The following is a 15,627-nucleotide window of genomic DNA, read 5'->3' on the forward strand; positions in this document are numbered from 1 at the left end:
CGTCACATCCCTTCGCGGGTGCTGCGCATGGCGCCGAAGCCCGTCAGCCGGACCAGGACCAGCGAGAGGCCCGTCGCGGCGATGACCAGGAACGACGCGATGGCGCTCGCGTAGCCGAAGTCGTACGTCTTGAAGCCGGCCTCGTACATCAGGTACGGCAGGATCGCGGTGTCCGTGCCGGGGCCGCCCTTGGTGAGGATCAGGACCGTCTCGAAGTACGTCAGAGAGCCGACGACCATCAGGACCGTGGACGTGGTGATCGTGTGCCGCAGCTGCGGCAGCGTGATCGAGAAGAACTGGCGGTAGCGGCCGGCGCCGTCGATGGCGGCGGCCTGGTAGAGGACCTCCGGGATCTGACGGGCCCCGCCCTGGTAGATCAGGGTGTGGAAGGGGATGAACTGCCAGCCGCCGACGAAGACGATCGCGAGGAACGCACCGCTCTGCGAGCCCAGGGTGTCCGCCTGGATGATGCCGAAGTTCGGGTCGAGCAGGGCGTAGAACAGGATCGCGATGGCCGTGGAGGAGAGCAGGAACGGCACGAAGAAGACCGCGGAGAGGATCGCGCGGTTGCGCTGCCGGCCCGCCGCCCAGACGCCGAGCAGCAGGGCGATCACCGTCTGGAAGACCCAGCTGGCGACCGTCAGGACGACGGTCAGCCACAGGGACTGGGTCATCCGCGGGTCGTCGAGGAGTTTCCGCCAGTTGTCGAGGCCGACCGGCCGCGGGTCGCCCAGACCGTCCCAGCTGGTGAAGGAGAGGTACAGGGCCAGGGCCATCGGGACGACCGCGAAGAACGTGAAGAACAGGACACCGGGAAGGGCCCAGGCGGCGTGCGGACGGCCGGCGCGGCTCGCGCGGTGCTCCGGTCCCTTCCGTGCCGCCGCCGGGGCCTTCTCGACCGTGACGGTCACTTCAGCCCCTTGCACGCCGTCACGAACTCGCTCGGCGAGGACTTGCCCGCGAACAGCTTGCCGATCTCCGTGTGCATCTTGGTGCCGAGGCCGTCGCCGAGCGCCTGGTCCCAGGAGAGCGTGAAGGCGGGAGCCTTCTGCACCATGTCGTACTGGAACTTCGCGTACTCCGGGTTGGGCGCGGAGGCGAGGAGGGCGGCCGCGTTCGACGTGGTCGGCACGTCGCCGTTGTCGATCAGCGCCTTCGCGTACGCCTCCGAGGCGCAGTCCTTGAGGAAGCCGACGGCCAGGTCCTTGTTCTTCGTCCGGGCGTTGATGGACCAGTAGTTGGTGGGGTTGCCGACGACGTTGAGGACATCGCCGGTGCCGCCCTCGACGGTCGGGAAGGGGGCCCAGCCGAGGTTGCTCTTGGCGAAGTCCGGGAACTTTCCGAGCTGCGTCGAGTACTCCCAGGAGCCCATCAGGTGCATGGCGGCCTTGCCGCGCGCGAAGACCGCGGGGGCGCCGCCGTTGACGTAGGACACCGAGGTGAACTTGGAGCCGAAGGCGCCGTCGTCGACGAGTTCCTTGACCAGTTCGGCGGCCCTGAGCATCGCGGGGTCGCCCCAGCCCTCGAAGTCGCCTTCCTGGATGCGCTTGAAGACCTGGGGGCCGCCGAGCCGGTCGACCAGATACTCCAGCCACATCAGGTTGGGCCAGAGGTCGGAGCCGCCGAGGGCGAAGGGGGTGATGCCGGCCTTCTTCAGCTTGGCGTTGTTGTCGAGCAACTGGTCCCAGGTGGTGGGCGGCTGGAGCTTGTGCTCGGCGAAGACCGTCTTGTTGTAGAAGAGGATCACCGGCTGCATGCCGCGCATCGGGATGCCGTAGTGGCGGCCTCCCAGGTCACCGGCGGACAGGACCGAGGGCAGGAAGCCGTTCTTGAGCACCGGGTCGTCGTCGATGATGTCGGTGAGGTCGACGAGCTTGCCCGCGTCCTCGTAGGGCTTGATCGAACCGCCGCCCCAGTTGAAGAAGATGTCCGGGGCGCTGGGCGAGCCCATCGCCGTGCGGAGCTTGGGGGAGTAGTCGGAGCCCGGGACCTTCTGCAGCTTGACGGTGCCGCCGGCCTTCTTCGCCGCGGCCGACTTGTTGAACCGGTCGACGCCCGCCTGCTGGACCTTCACCGCGTCGTCGCCGTACACGAACGCGGTGAGCGTCTTGCCGTCCCCGCCGCCGGACCCGCCGCCGGAGCCGCAGGCGGTGAGGCCGGTGCCCAGTCCCGCGGTGACCAACGAGGCGGAACCGGCGCCGAGGAACCAGCGCCTGCTGAACGGCCGGGCGCCCGTGCTCGTACCGGCGGCCTGACCTCTACTCGACTCCATGACAGCACCCTTCGCGAATGTTCAGCCGCTCGACAAGACGAATGTTTCGGATGGCACTTCGAATGTTCCGGGAACGTATGGCCGCCGAAAGGGTTCGTCAAGAGGTCGCGCAGGGATACGATCCCGCTCATGAAGCCCGCGAAGCCCGAGGAAATCCAGACAAGAGCGCGTGCGTCCCAGTCCACGCAGACCGCGACGCTCGCCGAGATCGCCCGGCAGGCCGGCGTCTCGGCTCCGACTGTTTCGAAGGTGCTCAACGGCCGTGCGGACGTCGCGCCCGCGACTCGCACCCGTGTCGAGGAGCTGCTGCGCGAGTACGGCTACCGCCGCCGGCGCGCCGAGGCGAGCCGGTCCCCCCTCATCGACCTGGTCTTCCACGAGCTGGAGAGCGCGTGGGCGATGGAGGTCATCCGGGGCGTCGAGAACGTCGCGCGCGAGGAGGGGCTGAGCGTCGTCCTCTCCGAGAGCGCGGGCCGGCTCACCCCCGGCCGCACCTGGGCCGACCAGGTCGCCGCGCGCCGCCCGCACGGCGTCGTCCTCGTCCTGTCGGGTCTGGACGAGTCCCAGCGCGCCCTGCTCACCAGCCGCGCCATCCCGTTCGTGGTGATGGACCCGGCGGGCGACCCCGGTGACGACGTGCCCTCGATCGGCGCCACCAACTGGCAGGGCGGCCTCGCCGCGACCCGCCATCTCGTCGAACTCGGGCACCGGCGGATCGGCGCCATCAGCGGGCCCTCGCGGATGATCTGCAGCCGCGCCCGGGTCGACGGCTACCGGGCCGCGCTGGAGACCGCCGGGCTGCCGGTCGCGGCCGACCTGATCAAGGCCGGGGACTTCCACCACGAGACCGGTTACCGGCTGGGGCTGGAGCTGCTGCGCCGCCCCGACCGCCCCACGGCCGTCTTCGCCGGCAACGACCTCCAGGCCCTCGGCCTCTACGAGGCCGCCCGCGAACTGGGCCTGCGCATCCCGGAGGACCTCAGCGTGGTCGGCTTCGACGACCTGCCGGTCGCCCGCTGGGTGGGCCCCCCGCTGACGACCGTACGCCAGCCCCTGATGAAGATGGCCGAGGCAGCCGCCCGCCTGGTCCTGGACCTGGGCCGCCAGGACACCCCCTCAACGGCAACGAGAGTAGAACTGGCAACCACCCTGGTGATCCGAAGCAGCACGACCACACCCCCGCCCCCCTGAAGGGGCGCGGGGAACCGCGCGAGCACCCAGGACGGCGCGGCACGTGGCGACGGACCTGTCTTTCAGGGGCGCGGGGAACCGCGCGAACAACCCCGACGGCGCGGCGGCCGACCACGTACAGCCTCCGGCACGCGCACACGCACACCCGCCCCGAGCGGAGCGCCCTGGCCGGAAGTTGATGTATTGACGAGCGGCACAACCCCCTCCACACTCCTCCGCAGTCAATCGGTTACACAACCGAAACTTTCGGAGGCCCCCGCCATGAGAACCTCCAGAACCTCGAGAACCCCCAGAACCCCCCGACGTTCACGTCTCGCCCCCCTGCTCGCCACCCTCACCACTCTCGCCGCCCTCACCACCGCCCTGATCACCACCGCCCCCACCGCCCACGCCGCCGACCCGCCCCTACGGGCCCTCGCCGCCGCCAAGGGCAAAGGCATCGGCACCGCCGTCACCGGCTCCAAGCTCACCGGCACCTACGGCGAGACCGCGGCCCGGGAGTTCAACTGGCTCACCCCCGGCAACGCGATGAAATGGGCCTCCGTGGAGCCCACCCGGGGCACCTTCGACTGGACCGAGGCCGACCGGATCGTCGACTTCGCCGAGGCCAACGACCAGGACGTACGCGGTCACACCCTGGTCTGGCACAGCCAGAACCCCGACTGGCTGCAGAACGGCACCTGGACCCCCGCCCAGCTCGGCCGGCTGATGGAGGACCACATCGCGCTGGAGGTCGGCCGCTACAAGGGCCGCCTCGCCGCCTGGGACGTGGTCAACGAGCCCTTCAACGAGGACGGCACCTACCGCCGGACCCTCTGGTACAACGGCCTCGGCACCGACTACATCGCCCAGGCCCTCACCGCCGCCCGGGCCGCCGACCCCGCCGCCAAGCTCTACATCAACGACTACAACGTCGAGGGCGTCAACGCCAAGAGCACGGCCCTCTACAACCTGGTCCGCGACCTGAAGGCCCGCGGCGTGCCCATCGACGGCGTCGGCCTGCAGGCCCACCTGATCCTCGGTCAGGTCCCCGCCACCCTTCAGCAGAACATCCAGCGCTTCGCCGACCTCGGCGTGGACGTCGCCATCACGGAACTCGACATCCGGATGCAACTTCCGGCCACTCAGGCCAAGTTGGCCCAGCAGCGCACCGAGTACGACACCGTGGTGAAGGCCTGCGTGGCCGTGACCCGCTGCACCGCCGTCACCGTCTGGGGCTTCACCGACTCCGACTCCTGGATCCCGGACGTGTTCCCGGGAGAGGGCGCGGCCACCCCGTACGACGAGAACTACGCCCCGAAACCGGCCTACCACGGCATCGTGACGGCACTCGGTGGCACGGTCACCGAACCCCCCGTCCCGGCCGGCTGCTCGGCGGCGTACACCGTCGCCAACCAGTGGAACACCGGCTTCACCGGCAACGTGACGATCCGCTGCGCCGCCGGCTCCTCGCTCTCCTCCTGGCGGGTCAACTGGACCTTCGGGGCCGGACAACAGCTCGCCCAGGCGTGGAACTCGATCTGCACCCAGACCGGCACGGCCGTCAGCTGCTCGAACGCCTCCTGGAACGGCGGCGTCCCGAGCGGCGGTTCGGTCAGCTTCGGCTTCAACGGCACCTGGAGCGGCACCAACCCGGTGCCGACCGTGACCCTCGGCTGAGAAGCACGAGAAATCTGAGAATTTCCGAAGGAACGGCGACAGGCAGTTCCTCGCCGTAACAATTCGGACGTATGTTCATGTGTGTGACTGGTGAAGGAAACGCGCGCGGGGACGCCGACGGGGGCACGGCCACGAGCACAGGCCCGGCCACAGGTATGGGCACGGCCACAGGTATGGACACGGCCACCGCCCCGGACAGACGGCGGCGCCGGCTGAAAATCGCCGGCTTCGCCCTCGCCGGCGTCCTCGTACTCGCCGCGAGCGGCCTGGGCTGGACGTTCTGGCGGCTCAACGCCAACATCAAGGGCGTCGACATCAACACCGCCCTCGGCGACGACCGCCCCGCGAGAGCCACCTCGACGGCCGCACCCGAGGCGTCGGCCGCCGCCGAGTCCCTGCCGAGCGGCGCGCTGAACATCCTCGTCCTCGGCTCCGACTCCCGCAGCGGCAAGGAGAACGCCGCGCTCGGCGGCGGAGACGAGGGCACGGGCGCCCGCTCGGACACGGCGATGGTCGTCCACGTCGACGAGGGCCGGACCGGGGCGACCGTCGTCAGCATCCCCCGCGACACCCTCGTCACCCGCCCGTCCTGCCCGCTGGAGTCGGGCGGTTCGACGGCGGTGGCGTACAACGTGATGTTCAACAGCGCGTACGCGGTCGGCGGCCCGGTCTGCGCGGTCAAGACCGTCGAGGCGATGACGGACGTCCGCATGGACCACTACATGGAGATCGACTTCGCCGGCTTCGCCAACCTCGTCGACGCGCTCGGCGGAGTCACGGTCACGACGGACGAGGACATCGACGACGAGGACAGCCACCTGAAACTGGCCGCCGGCACCCACCACCTCGACGGCGAGCAGGCGCTCGCCCTCGCCCGCACCCGCCACGGCATCGGTGACGGCAGCGACCTCGGCCGTATCGGCCTCCAGCAGAAGCTGGTGAAGGCCCTGCTGGACCAGATCTCCTCGACCGACCTCCTGACGAACCCCGCCCAGCTCTACCGGGCCGCCGACGCGGCCACCGCCAGCCTGACCACGGACACGGGACTCGCCTCGATCACCGACCTGGTGCGCCTCGGCCGGAGCCTGGAGGGCCTGTCCTCCGAGGCCACCACGACCGTGATGATGCCGGTCGCGCCGGCCCCGTACGACAGCAACCGGGTGGTGGCACGGGAGCCCGAGGCGAGGAAGCTCTGGGAGTCGCTGAAGTAGCCGGGCTCTCTGAAGCGGCCAGGGCCCCTGACCGGGGCGCCGAAGAGGCGGCCGGAGGGGTCGCGAGAAACTTTTCCCGGAAATTCCGGCGGCCGTGTCGATCCGGGGTGCGGCCGTTCGACGTAGGGGTGAGAGTCGGGGAGAAGCCCCGGCCACCGACGCACCTGGAGTCACCATGCCGCGCTATCTGTCGATGGTCCGGATCGACGAGACGAACGCCCCCGCCGAGGGCCCGAGCCCCGAGCTGATGCAGCGGATGGGGGACCTGATCGAGGAGATGACGAAGGCGGGCGTGCTGCTGGACACCGCCGGTCTGTCCCCGACCGCGCAGGGCACGCGAGTGCGCTGGGAGAGCGGGCAGCTCTCCGTCACCGACGGGCCGTTCACCGAGTCCAAGGAGGTCGTGGGCGGGTACGCCATCGTCCAGGCCAAGGACATGGCGGAGGCCATCGAGTGGACCAAGCGGTTCCTGAAGGTGCACGAGGAGCACTGGACCGTCACCTGCGAGGTGCGGGAGATCATGGAGCCCTGAGCCCTGCCTGCGCCCCGAGTCCGCTTGGCCGGGGCGCCGTCCGGGTGTCTGATGGTGGGCTGTGACGACCCCGCAGCCCACCTCTGCCTCCGGTCCCGCCCCCGCGTCCCGGTCCACCCACGATGTGGCCGTCGAGACCGTCTTCCGCATGGAGTCGCCCCGGATCATCGCCGGGGTCGCGCGCATCGTGCGGGACGTCGGCATCGCGGAGGAACTGGCCCAGGACGCGCTCGTGGCGGCGCTGGAGCAGTGGCCGCGGGACGGGGTGCCGGACAATCCGGGCGCCTGGCTGACGGCCACCGCCAAGCACCGGGCGATCGACCTCGTGCGCCGCCGGGAACGGTACGCGCGCAAACTCGCCGAGGTGGGCCGGGACCTGGAGACGGCGGGGCCGTACCTCGACCGGCCGTCCGACCCCGACGACATCGACGACGACCTGCTCCGCCTCGTCTTCACGGCCTGCCACCCCGTGCTCTCCGCCGAGGCCCGTATCGCCCTCACCCTCCGCCTCCTCGGCGGCCTGGCCACCCCCGAGATCGCCCGCGCCTTCCTGGTCCCCGAGCCGACGATCGCCCAGCGCGTCGTCCGCGCCAAGCGCACCCTGGCCACGCGGAACGTCGCCTTCGAGGTGCCGTACGGCCCCGACCGCGAGGCCCGCCTCGACTCCGTGCTGGAGGTCATCTACCTGATCTTCAACGAGGGGTACGCGGCCACCGCCGGCGACGACCTGCTGCGCCCGGCCCTGTGCGAGGACGCCCTCCGGCTGGCCCGTGTGCTGGCCCAGCTGATGCCGAAGGAACCCGAGGTGCACGGCCTGGCGGCCCTGCTGGAACTCCAGGCGTCACGGACCGCCGCCCGCACGGGACCCACCGGGGAGCCGGTCCTGCTCGCCGACCAGGACCGCCGCCGCTGGAACCGCCCGCTCATCGCCCGGGGCTTCACCGCCCTCGGCCGCGCCACCGCCTGCGCGCCGGGCGCCCCTGGTCCGTACGCCCTGCAGGCCGCGATCGCCGCCTGCCACGCCCAGGCGTACACCTACGCGGAGACGGACTGGCCGAAGATCGCCACCCTGTACGCCCTGCTGGCCGCCCGCGCCCCGTCCCCCGTGGTGGAGCTGAACCGTGCGGTCGCCGTCTCCATGGCCGAGGGACCCGGTCCCGCCCTGGAGATCGTGGACGGCCTCACCGCCGCACCGGCCCTGCGCGACTACCACCTGCTGCCCAGCGTCCGCGGGGATCTGCTGCGGCGGCTGGGCCGGACGGAGGAGGCCCGCGCCGAGTTCGTACGGGCGGCCGGGCTGGCGCGCAACGAGCGGGAGCGGGCGTTGCTGCTGGCGCGGGCGGAGGAGGGGGCGTGAGGAGGGTCGCCCGAGGTCCGTAGGGGTCAGACGGGGCGGCCGATCAGCATCGAAGGCGCTCCCGCGACCCGGGTCAGGAAGACCGTGGCCGAGTTGCGCCCCTGCGGCTTGACCTTCTTGCGCAGTTCCTCCGGCTCCACGGCCGAGCCCCGCTTCTTCACGGTCAGCACGCCGACCTCGCGCTCCCGCAGCAGGGCCTTCAGCTTCTTCACCCCGAAGGGGAGCCGGTCGGTGATCTCGTAGGCGGTGGCGTACGGGGTGACGTGGTGCTCGTCGGCGGTGATGTAGGCGATCGTGGGGTCGATCAGTCCGCCCGCCAGGTCTCGTGCGACCTCGGCGACCAGGTGGGCGCGGATGACGGCGCCGTCGGGCTCGTACAGGTACCGGCCGACCGGGCGGACCGGAGGGTCGGGCAGCATCGTGTCGGGGGAGGCCCGGATGCCCGCCTCCGCGGGCAGCAGCATCGCGCGCCGCGCCCCCGGGGTGCCGCCCTCGCGGAACCACAGCACCGCCTCCTTCACATCGCCGCCGTCCGAGATCCACTCGGCCTCGGCGGCCGGGGGGATCGCCTCGTGCGGGATGCCGGGCGCGATCTTCAGCGCGCCCAGGGGAGCCTTGAGCGCGGCCGACACGGCCCAGGACAGGGGCGGGGAGTAGGCCTCCGGGTCGAAGATCCGGCCCCGCGCGGAGGACCGCCGGGCCGGGTCGACGAACACGGCGTCGAACCCGGCGGTGTCCACCTCCGTCACGTCCGCCTCGCGCACCTCGATCAGCTCGGCGAGGCCGAGCGCGTCGGCGTTGGCGCGGGCGACCGCCGCCGTCAGCGGATCGTGGTCGACGGCCAGTACCCGGATTCCGGCGCGCGCCATCGCGATCGCGTCCCCGCCGATGCCGCAGCACAGATCGGCGACCGACCGCACGCCGAGCGCCCGGAAGCACGCGGCCCGGTAGGCCGCCACGGTCGTCCTGGTCGACTGCTCCACTCCGTTGGGCGTGAAGAACATCCGCCCCGCGTCCGCCGCGCCGAACTTCGCCGCCGCGCGCTGCCGCAGCCGTGCCTGGGCGAGGGCCGCGGACACCAGGGGCGCCGGGTGGTCGCGGCGCAGCCGGGTCGCCACGGCCAGTTCCCGCGCCGGTTCGGTGTCGCGCACCTCGTCGAGGAGGGCGCGGCCCTCGGGGGTGAGCAGGGGGGTGAGGAAGGCGGCGGGGTCCAGGTCGTTCACCGGGCCATTGTCGGTCAGGGGGAGGGGGCGTGGGCCAGTCGGTGGACGGTGGGGGCCGGACGGCGGTGTCGGGGCCGTGCGGAGGGCCGGCCCTGCGAGGATGCGGCGCCATGCGACTTGTACGACAAAATGATGTAAAGATCGCAAAGTGGGCGCGTTTCTGGAGAGGGGGCGGCACGGTCCGGGGCGGCGTCGCCGTGCTCGCCGCCGCGGTCATCGTGTCCGGGTGCGCCGGGGGAGGCGGGGGCGACGCCAGGGAGGGCGTGGCCGAGCAGGAGGGCACCGCGGGGCCCGCCCACGGCCAGGAGCGCGGGCAGCGACCGCCTCTCGAAGCGCCGGGTGCCCGTGCCCTCGACGCGTACGCCGGGAAGCTGCGCCGGGCGCACGCCGCGCGGGTCGCCGCGGCGAAGCGCTGGGGGCTGGCCGGGGTGCCCCTGCTCGCGCCGGCGCCCCCGGCGCGGAAGCCGGTGCTCCGGACACGCAAGGGATTCGAGGTCGACGGCCACGAGGAGGACGGGCTGCCCCCGGTCCTCACCACCGTCCCCACCCGTGACAAGGTCCTCTTCCTCACGATCGACGACGGCGCCGAGAAGGACCCCGCCTTCCTGCGGATGATGAGCGAACTGCGCATCCCGTACACCGCCTTCCTCAGCGACTACCTGATCAAGGAGGACTACGGCTACTTCGCGCGGATGCGGGACCGGGGCGTGACCCTCGACAACCACACCCTCAACCACCGCCATCTGCCCGCCCTCTCCTACGCCGCCCAGAAGCACGAGATCTGCGGCATGCAGGACGTGATCGAGAAGCGGTACGGCAAGCGGCCCACGCTCTTCCGGCCGCCGTACGGGAGCTACGACCGGGACACCCTGCGCGCCGCCAGGTCCTGCGGGATCGAGGCCGTCCCCCTCTGGAACGAGGAGGTCTTCGCCGACCGCTGGGAGCATCGCGAAGCCGACCGCCGGCTCCGTCCCGGCGACATCGTCCTCAGCCACTTCCGGGGCAGGTCCGACTGGAAGGGCACCATGCCCGACATGGTCCGCCGCTTCCTGGACCGGGCCACCGCCGAGGGCTACGCGGTGGCGAGGCTGGAGGACTACCTGTGACGGCCGACGGGGCGCGGGGGCGTACGCCGGGCTCCCGCGTCCGCTCCGCTCTCGCCGCTCCTGCCGCGCTCCTGGCCCTGGCCGCCCTGCTCCTCGCCGGGTGCGCGGCCGATCCCGCCGGCCGTGCCTCCCGGGCGCCGGCGCCCGGGGCCGAAGCGACGGTGAACGACCGCCCGTCGGCGCGGGGGACGAGGCCGCCCTCGCCCCCGGCTGTCGGGACGCCGCCCTCGGCGACCGCGCCCGCGCGCGAGCGGGGCCCGGTCCCGGACACCCCCGGCGCGGACGGCGCCCGCGCTCCCGGAGACGCGCGCCCCCACCCCCACTCACCCCCGTACCGCCGCTGGGGCCTCACCGCCCCCCTCGCTCACGCCCCCGAGAATCCCGACCGGCCCTCCCGGCTCCGCGCGGCCGGCCCTGGGCTGCCGCCCGTCGTCGACCGGGTGCCGACCCGGGACAAGGTGGTCTTCCTGACGTACGACGACGGCGCGGAGAAGGACCCGAGGTTCGTCGACATGGTGCGTGAGCTGCGGCTGCCGGTGAGCATGTTCCTGACGGACAGTGTCGTGGGGCCGGGCTACGGCCACTTCGCCCGGCTGCGGGCCGTCGGGGCGACCGTGCAGAACCACACCCTCGACCACACCGCCCTGCGCGGCCTGCCGTACGCGGGACAGCGCGCCGAGATCTGCGGCCAGCAGGACAAGCTCAGGCAGCGCTTCGGTGCCCGGCCGACCCTCTTCCGCCCGCCCTACGGCGTCCACGACACCACCACGCTCCGCGCCGCCGCCGACTGCGGCATCGCGGCCGTCGTCCTGTGGCGGGCCTCCATGCAGATCAACGACCTCCGCTACGCCGTCGGCGACCGCCTGCGCCCCGGCGACATCGTCCTGGCCCAGTTCCGGGGCCCGGCCCAGCTCGAGGGCGCCACCCTCACGGAGATGACGACGCGGCTGCTGCGCCGGATCCAGGAGCAGGGTCTGACGGTCGGCCGCCTGGAGGACTACCTCTGAGGCGCCCCTGCGGCACGTGACCGGCGTCCCGCTCAAGCCCGCCGGTCACCGCCCGCCGACCCGCCGCGACCGACTTGATTAGCAGTCCGCTTGACCGAGTGCTAATCGCAGTCATAGTCTCAGGTCTGGCACTCCCCCCTGGAGAGTGCCAACCAGCGACGGGCAGGTCCGGCACCCGCGACGACGGATCCACCTGGTCGCCACCTCAGACAGTTAACCCCGTGAGATCTCCGAAGGGGGAGGTCGGATCGTGACGACCACCAGCTCCAAGGTTGCCATCAAGCCGCTCGAGGACCGCATTGTGGTCCAGCCGCTCGACGCCGAGCAGACCACCGCCTCTGGCCTGGTCATCCCGGACACCGCGAAGGAGAAGCCCCAGGAGGGCGTCGTCCTCGCCGTCGGTCCGGGCCGCTTCGAGAACGGCGAGCGCCTGCCGCTCGACGTCAAGACCGGCGACATCGTGCTGTACAGCAAGTACGGCGGCACCGAGGTGAAGTACAACGGCGAGGAGTACCTCGTCCTCTCGGCTCGCGACGTGCTCGCGATCATCGAGAAGTAATTCACCCATCGTTTTTTGAGCTGCGCCCCTGGCCCCCGCGACCATCATCAGCCGGGCGCCCGGGGCGCAGTTCGTTTCACCCACGTTTTCCGAGAGGGCTGAACCGCTCCCATGGCGAAGATCCTGAAGTTCGACGAGGACGCCCGTCGCGCCCTCGAGCGCGGCGTCAACAAGCTTGCCGACACGGTCAAGGTGACGATCGGCCCCAAGGGCCGCAACGTCGTCATCGACAAGAAGTTCGGCGCCCCCACCATCACCAACGACGGCGTCACCATCGCCCGCGAGGTCGAGGTCGAGGACCCGTACGAGAACCTCGGCGTCCAGCTGGTGAAGGAGGTGGCGACCAAGACCAACGACGTAGCGGGTGACGGTACGACCACCGCCACCGTGCTGGCCCAGGCGCTCGTCCGCGAGGGCCTGCGCAACGTCGCCGCCGGTGCCTCCCCGGCCGCCCTGAAGAAGGGCATCGACGCCGCGGTCAAGGCCGTGTCCGAGGAGCTCCTCGCGACCGCCCGCCCGATCGACGAGAAGTCGGACATCGCCGCCGTCGCCGGTCTCTCCGCCCAGGACCAGCAGGTCGGCGAGCTCATCGCCGAGGCCATGGACAAGGTCGGCAAGGACGGTGTCATCACCGTCGAGGAGTCCAACACCTTCGGTCTGGAGCTGGACTTCACCGAGGGCATGGCCTTCGACAAGGGCTACCTCTCCCCGTACTTCGTCACCGACCAGGAGCGTATGGAGGCCGTCCTCGACGACCCGTACATCCTCATCCACCAGGGCAAGATCGGCGCCATCGCCGACCTGCTGCCCCTGCTGGAGAAGGTCATCCAGGCCAACGCCTCGAAGCCGCTGCTGATCATCGCCGAGGACGTCGAGGGCGAGGCCCTGTCCACCCTGGTCGTGAACAAGATCCGCGGCACCTTCAACGCGGTCGCCGTCAAGGCCCCCGGCTTCGGCGACCGTCGCAAGGCGATGCTGCAGGACATGGCCACGCTGACCGGCGCCGAGGTCATCTCCGAGGAGGTCGGCCTCAAGCTCGACCAGGTCGGCCTGGACGTGCTCGGCTCCGCCCGCCGCGTCACCGTCACCAAGGACGACACCACGATCGTCGACGGCGCCGGTGACTCCGGTGCGGTCCAGGGCCGCGTCGCCCAGATCAAGGCCGAGATCGAGAACACGGACTCCGACTGGGACCGCGAGAAGCTCCAGGAGCGCCTCGCGAAGCTGGCCGGCGGCGTGTGCGTGATCAAGGTCGGCGCCGCCACCGAGGTGGAGCTGAAGGAGAAGAAGCACCGTCTGGAGGACGCCATCTCCGCGACCCGCGCCGCGGTCGAGGAGGGCATCGTCTCCGGTGGTGGCTCCGCGCTCGTCCACGCCGTGAAGGTCCTGGAGGGCAACCTCGGCAAGACCGGCGACGAGGCCACCGGTGTCGCCGTCGTCCGCAAGGCCGCCGTCGAGCCGCTGCGCTGGATCGCGGAGAACGCCGGCCTGGAGGGCTACGTCATCACCTCCAAGGTCGCCGAGCTGGACAAGGGCCAGGGCTTCAACGCCGCCACCGGCGAGTACGGCGACCTGGTCAAGTCCGGTGTCATCGACCCGGTCAAGGTCACCCGCTCCGCCCTGGAGAACGCCGCCTCCATCGCCTCCCTCCTCCTGACGACCGAGACCCTGGTCGTCGAGAAGAAGGAAGAGGAGCCGGCCGACGCGGGCCACGGCGGCCACGGCCACGCCCACTGACGTCACGCACGTCGGCAGGCACTTCTGAGGCCCAGTTCCCGGTTGCCGGGGGCTGGGCCTCAGCCGCGCAGCGCGCGCTCTGCCCGTCCCCGGCCCTGCCCCGAGGCTCACCCCTGGCGAGCCTCGGGGCAGGGCCTCGGCGTTCTCAGCCCTCGTACGGCGTGGATGCCGATCTGTCCGTTCGCCGGTGAGGGACCGTCAGGGACACGAGGCAGGCGGTCAGTGACGTTCGCCCGGTGCCCGGCCCACCTCCGTGACCGCACGTCGCCGTCGCCGTCACCCCCGTGTGCGACGGCCGTGCCGACCGGGTGCACCACGCCCGGGTGCGCCTCGCGCGCCTCGGCCGCCCCGGCCGGCGCGTGTGGCCCGGACGCGGTGGTGCCCCATGCGAACGGGTGACGGAGCGTTGGTTCGTCCCTGGGGCGTTACGCGGAAATCCCGGGTTGCGGACGGTAGTCCCCGGTGAAACCCTGGAATTCCCTTCGATGGTTCGCCGACCCCTGCGGCCGACGCCCTGAACACGCCGCCTCTCTGCGGGAGGTGGGCGGTCGGCCGGCCCGGGTCGTGGAGTTCACGGACGAGGACGGATCGCATGTGGCGGGGGCTGCTTTCCCGATCGTGAGATCGAGCCCCGGGGCACCGAGGGATTCGCACTGCGGGTCGTCCATCGCACTGCGGGTCGTCCACGGCATCCGGTTCACCGGCTGATCCCCTGTACGGAGCTTCACCCTTCATTTGTCTTCCACACCCAGCAATTCACCATGCAAGGGAGGATGAGATGGCTTCCGTTCTCGCTTTTCCCAAGATCGCGAATGTGCCGCCCGTCGAAGCGGGGGAGGAGGTTCGCGGACTGGGGCGGGTGCAAGGGTTCCTCAACCGGTTCGGCTACCTGACCGACGAATACAGCGAGAACAGGGTGGACGATCCGACGTCTCGCGCGCTGGAGAGGTTCCAGGAGTTCAACGGGCTTCCCGCGACCGGCGATTTCGACGAGCGGACTCGCGCCGCGATGACCCAGCCTCGCTGCGCCATGCTGGACATGGAAGACGGCGTGGCGTTCGCCGCGAGGTGCGCCTGGGGTCACCGCGATCTTACGTTCACCTTCGACACGGGGACCGACGACGCGGGCCCCGGCCAGGAGTTCGACGCCGTGCGAAGTGCACTGCAGACGTGGTCCGCCTCGGTCCCGGTGACGTTCGCCGAGGTCACGTCGGCTCAGGATCCCGACATCGTGATCGGGTGGCGGTCCGCCGACGATCCGGATCACAGCATGGTCGGCGGAGTCCTCGCACACGCGGACTTCCCGCCGGGATGCGGGGTCGTCACGAACGGGAGCACACCGAAGCCCGTCCACTTCGACGACACCGAACACACCTGGAGCATCGGGGCCGTGGCGGACTGCTTCGACGTGGAGACGGTCGCCCTGCACGAACTCGGGCACATTCTCGGCCTCGGCCACTCCAGTGTCCTCGGAGCGGTGATGGCGCCGCTGGTCGCTGCGAACATGACGAAGCGGGACCTGGTTCAGGACGACATCAATGGAGCCCTGTCCCTCTACTCCGCGTGACGTACTCCGCACGTACTCCGCGTGACAGGGGAGTCAGGAGTGGTGGGGAGCCCGGTGCAGGGCTCCCCACCACCCACGCGACCGAGGGTGTCGACGGCAGGGGCGCCCGTTCCCCGTACGCCACGCCGGTACCCGTACGCCACCGGACGTCGACGAGCCGCGCGGCCGATTCCTCGCGTGGGTCCCTGCCCTCGGCGATACCGCCC

At 71.2% G+C, this 15,627-nt stretch carries 13 protein-coding genes; 10 read left to right on the forward strand and 3 right to left on the reverse strand.

Annotated features, from left to right (window positions below):
* Nucleotides 1-2: 2 nt before the first annotated feature.
* Entirely contained in the window at nt 3-911 is a 909-nt protein-coding gene (locus ACFU5F_RS01425) for a carbohydrate ABC transporter permease (RefSeq protein ID WP_383880273.1), read from the reverse strand.
* The gene (locus ACFU5F_RS01430; RefSeq protein WP_383880276.1) at nt 908-2,272 is read right to left on the reverse strand and encodes an ABC transporter substrate-binding protein; all 1,365 of its coding nucleotides are present in this window, start codon (nt 2,270-2,272) and stop codon (nt 908-910) included. Before ACFU5F_RS01430 ends, ACFU5F_RS01425 begins: the two co-directional genes overlap by 4 nt.
* Nucleotides 2,273-2,401: 129 nt before the next feature.
* Here ACFU5F_RS01430 and ACFU5F_RS01435 point away from each other — a divergent pair, with 129 nt between their 5' ends.
* The 5 genes from ACFU5F_RS01435 (at nt 2,402) to ACFU5F_RS01455 (ending at nt 8,222) form a co-directional block, all read left to right on the forward strand.
* Nucleotides 2,402-3,463, forward strand: a complete 1,062-nt coding sequence (locus ACFU5F_RS01435) for a LacI family DNA-binding transcriptional regulator (RefSeq protein ID WP_383880278.1) — start codon at nt 2,402-2,404, stop codon at nt 3,461-3,463.
* 261 nt (nt 3,464-3,724) lie between these two features.
* A complete protein-coding gene (locus ACFU5F_RS01440; RefSeq protein ID WP_383880280.1) occupies nt 3,725-5,122 on the forward strand; it encodes an endo-1,4-beta-xylanase in 1,398 nt (465 codons plus the stop codon).
* Nucleotides 5,123-5,199: 77 nt separating this feature from the next.
* A complete protein-coding gene (locus tag ACFU5F_RS01445; RefSeq protein ID WP_383880432.1) occupies nt 5,200-6,333 on the forward strand; it encodes an LCP family protein in 1,134 nt (377 codons plus the stop codon).
* A 175-nt stretch (nt 6,334-6,508) separates the two neighbouring features.
* The gene (locus ACFU5F_RS01450; protein ID WP_383880282.1) at nt 6,509-6,865 is read left to right on the forward strand and encodes a YciI family protein; all 357 of its coding nucleotides are present in this window, start codon (nt 6,509-6,511) and stop codon (nt 6,863-6,865) included.
* A gap of 61 nt (nt 6,866-6,926) precedes the next feature.
* Entirely contained in the window at nt 6,927-8,222 is a 1,296-nt protein-coding gene (locus ACFU5F_RS01455) for an RNA polymerase sigma factor (protein WP_383880285.1), read from the forward strand.
* Between the two features lie 26 nt (nt 8,223-8,248).
* Here ACFU5F_RS01455 and ACFU5F_RS01460 read toward each other — a convergent pair whose 3' ends face one another.
* Nucleotides 8,249-9,445 (reverse strand): methyltransferase domain-containing protein, encoded by a 1,197-nt coding sequence (locus tag ACFU5F_RS01460; protein WP_383880287.1) that lies wholly within the window; start codon nt 9,443-9,445, stop codon nt 8,249-8,251.
* A 110-nt stretch (nt 9,446-9,555) separates the two neighbouring features.
* Here ACFU5F_RS01460 and ACFU5F_RS01465 point away from each other — a divergent pair, with 110 nt between their 5' ends.
* The 5 genes from ACFU5F_RS01465 (at nt 9,556) to ACFU5F_RS01485 (ending at nt 15,421) form a co-directional block, all read left to right on the forward strand.
* Nucleotides 9,556-10,551, forward strand: a complete 996-nt coding sequence (locus ACFU5F_RS01465) for a polysaccharide deacetylase family protein (RefSeq protein ID WP_383880289.1) — start codon at nt 9,556-9,558, stop codon at nt 10,549-10,551.
* Nucleotides 10,548-11,558: a polysaccharide deacetylase family protein gene (locus ACFU5F_RS01470; RefSeq protein ID WP_383880291.1), complete on the forward strand. Its 1,011-nt coding sequence runs from the start codon at nt 10,548-10,550 to the stop codon at nt 11,556-11,558. Before ACFU5F_RS01465 ends, ACFU5F_RS01470 begins: the two co-directional genes overlap by 4 nt.
* A gap of 250 nt (nt 11,559-11,808) precedes the next feature.
* Nucleotides 11,809-12,117: a co-chaperone GroES gene (gene groES, locus ACFU5F_RS01475; RefSeq protein WP_003998759.1), complete on the forward strand. Its 309-nt coding sequence runs from the start codon at nt 11,809-11,811 to the stop codon at nt 12,115-12,117.
* 111 nt (nt 12,118-12,228) lie between these two features.
* The gene (groL, locus tag ACFU5F_RS01480; RefSeq protein WP_013001367.1) at nt 12,229-13,854 is read left to right on the forward strand and encodes a chaperonin GroEL; all 1,626 of its coding nucleotides are present in this window, start codon (nt 12,229-12,231) and stop codon (nt 13,852-13,854) included.
* 778 nt (nt 13,855-14,632) lie between these two features.
* Entirely contained in the window at nt 14,633-15,421 is a 789-nt protein-coding gene (locus ACFU5F_RS01485) for a matrixin family metalloprotease (protein ID WP_383880294.1), read from the forward strand.
* Nucleotides 15,422-15,627: the final 206 nt, after the last annotated feature.

The sequence above is a fragment of the Streptomyces sp. NPDC057438 genome, from assembly GCF_042802995.1.
Taxonomy (GTDB): Bacteria; Actinomycetota; Actinomycetes; order Streptomycetales; family Streptomycetaceae; genus Streptomyces.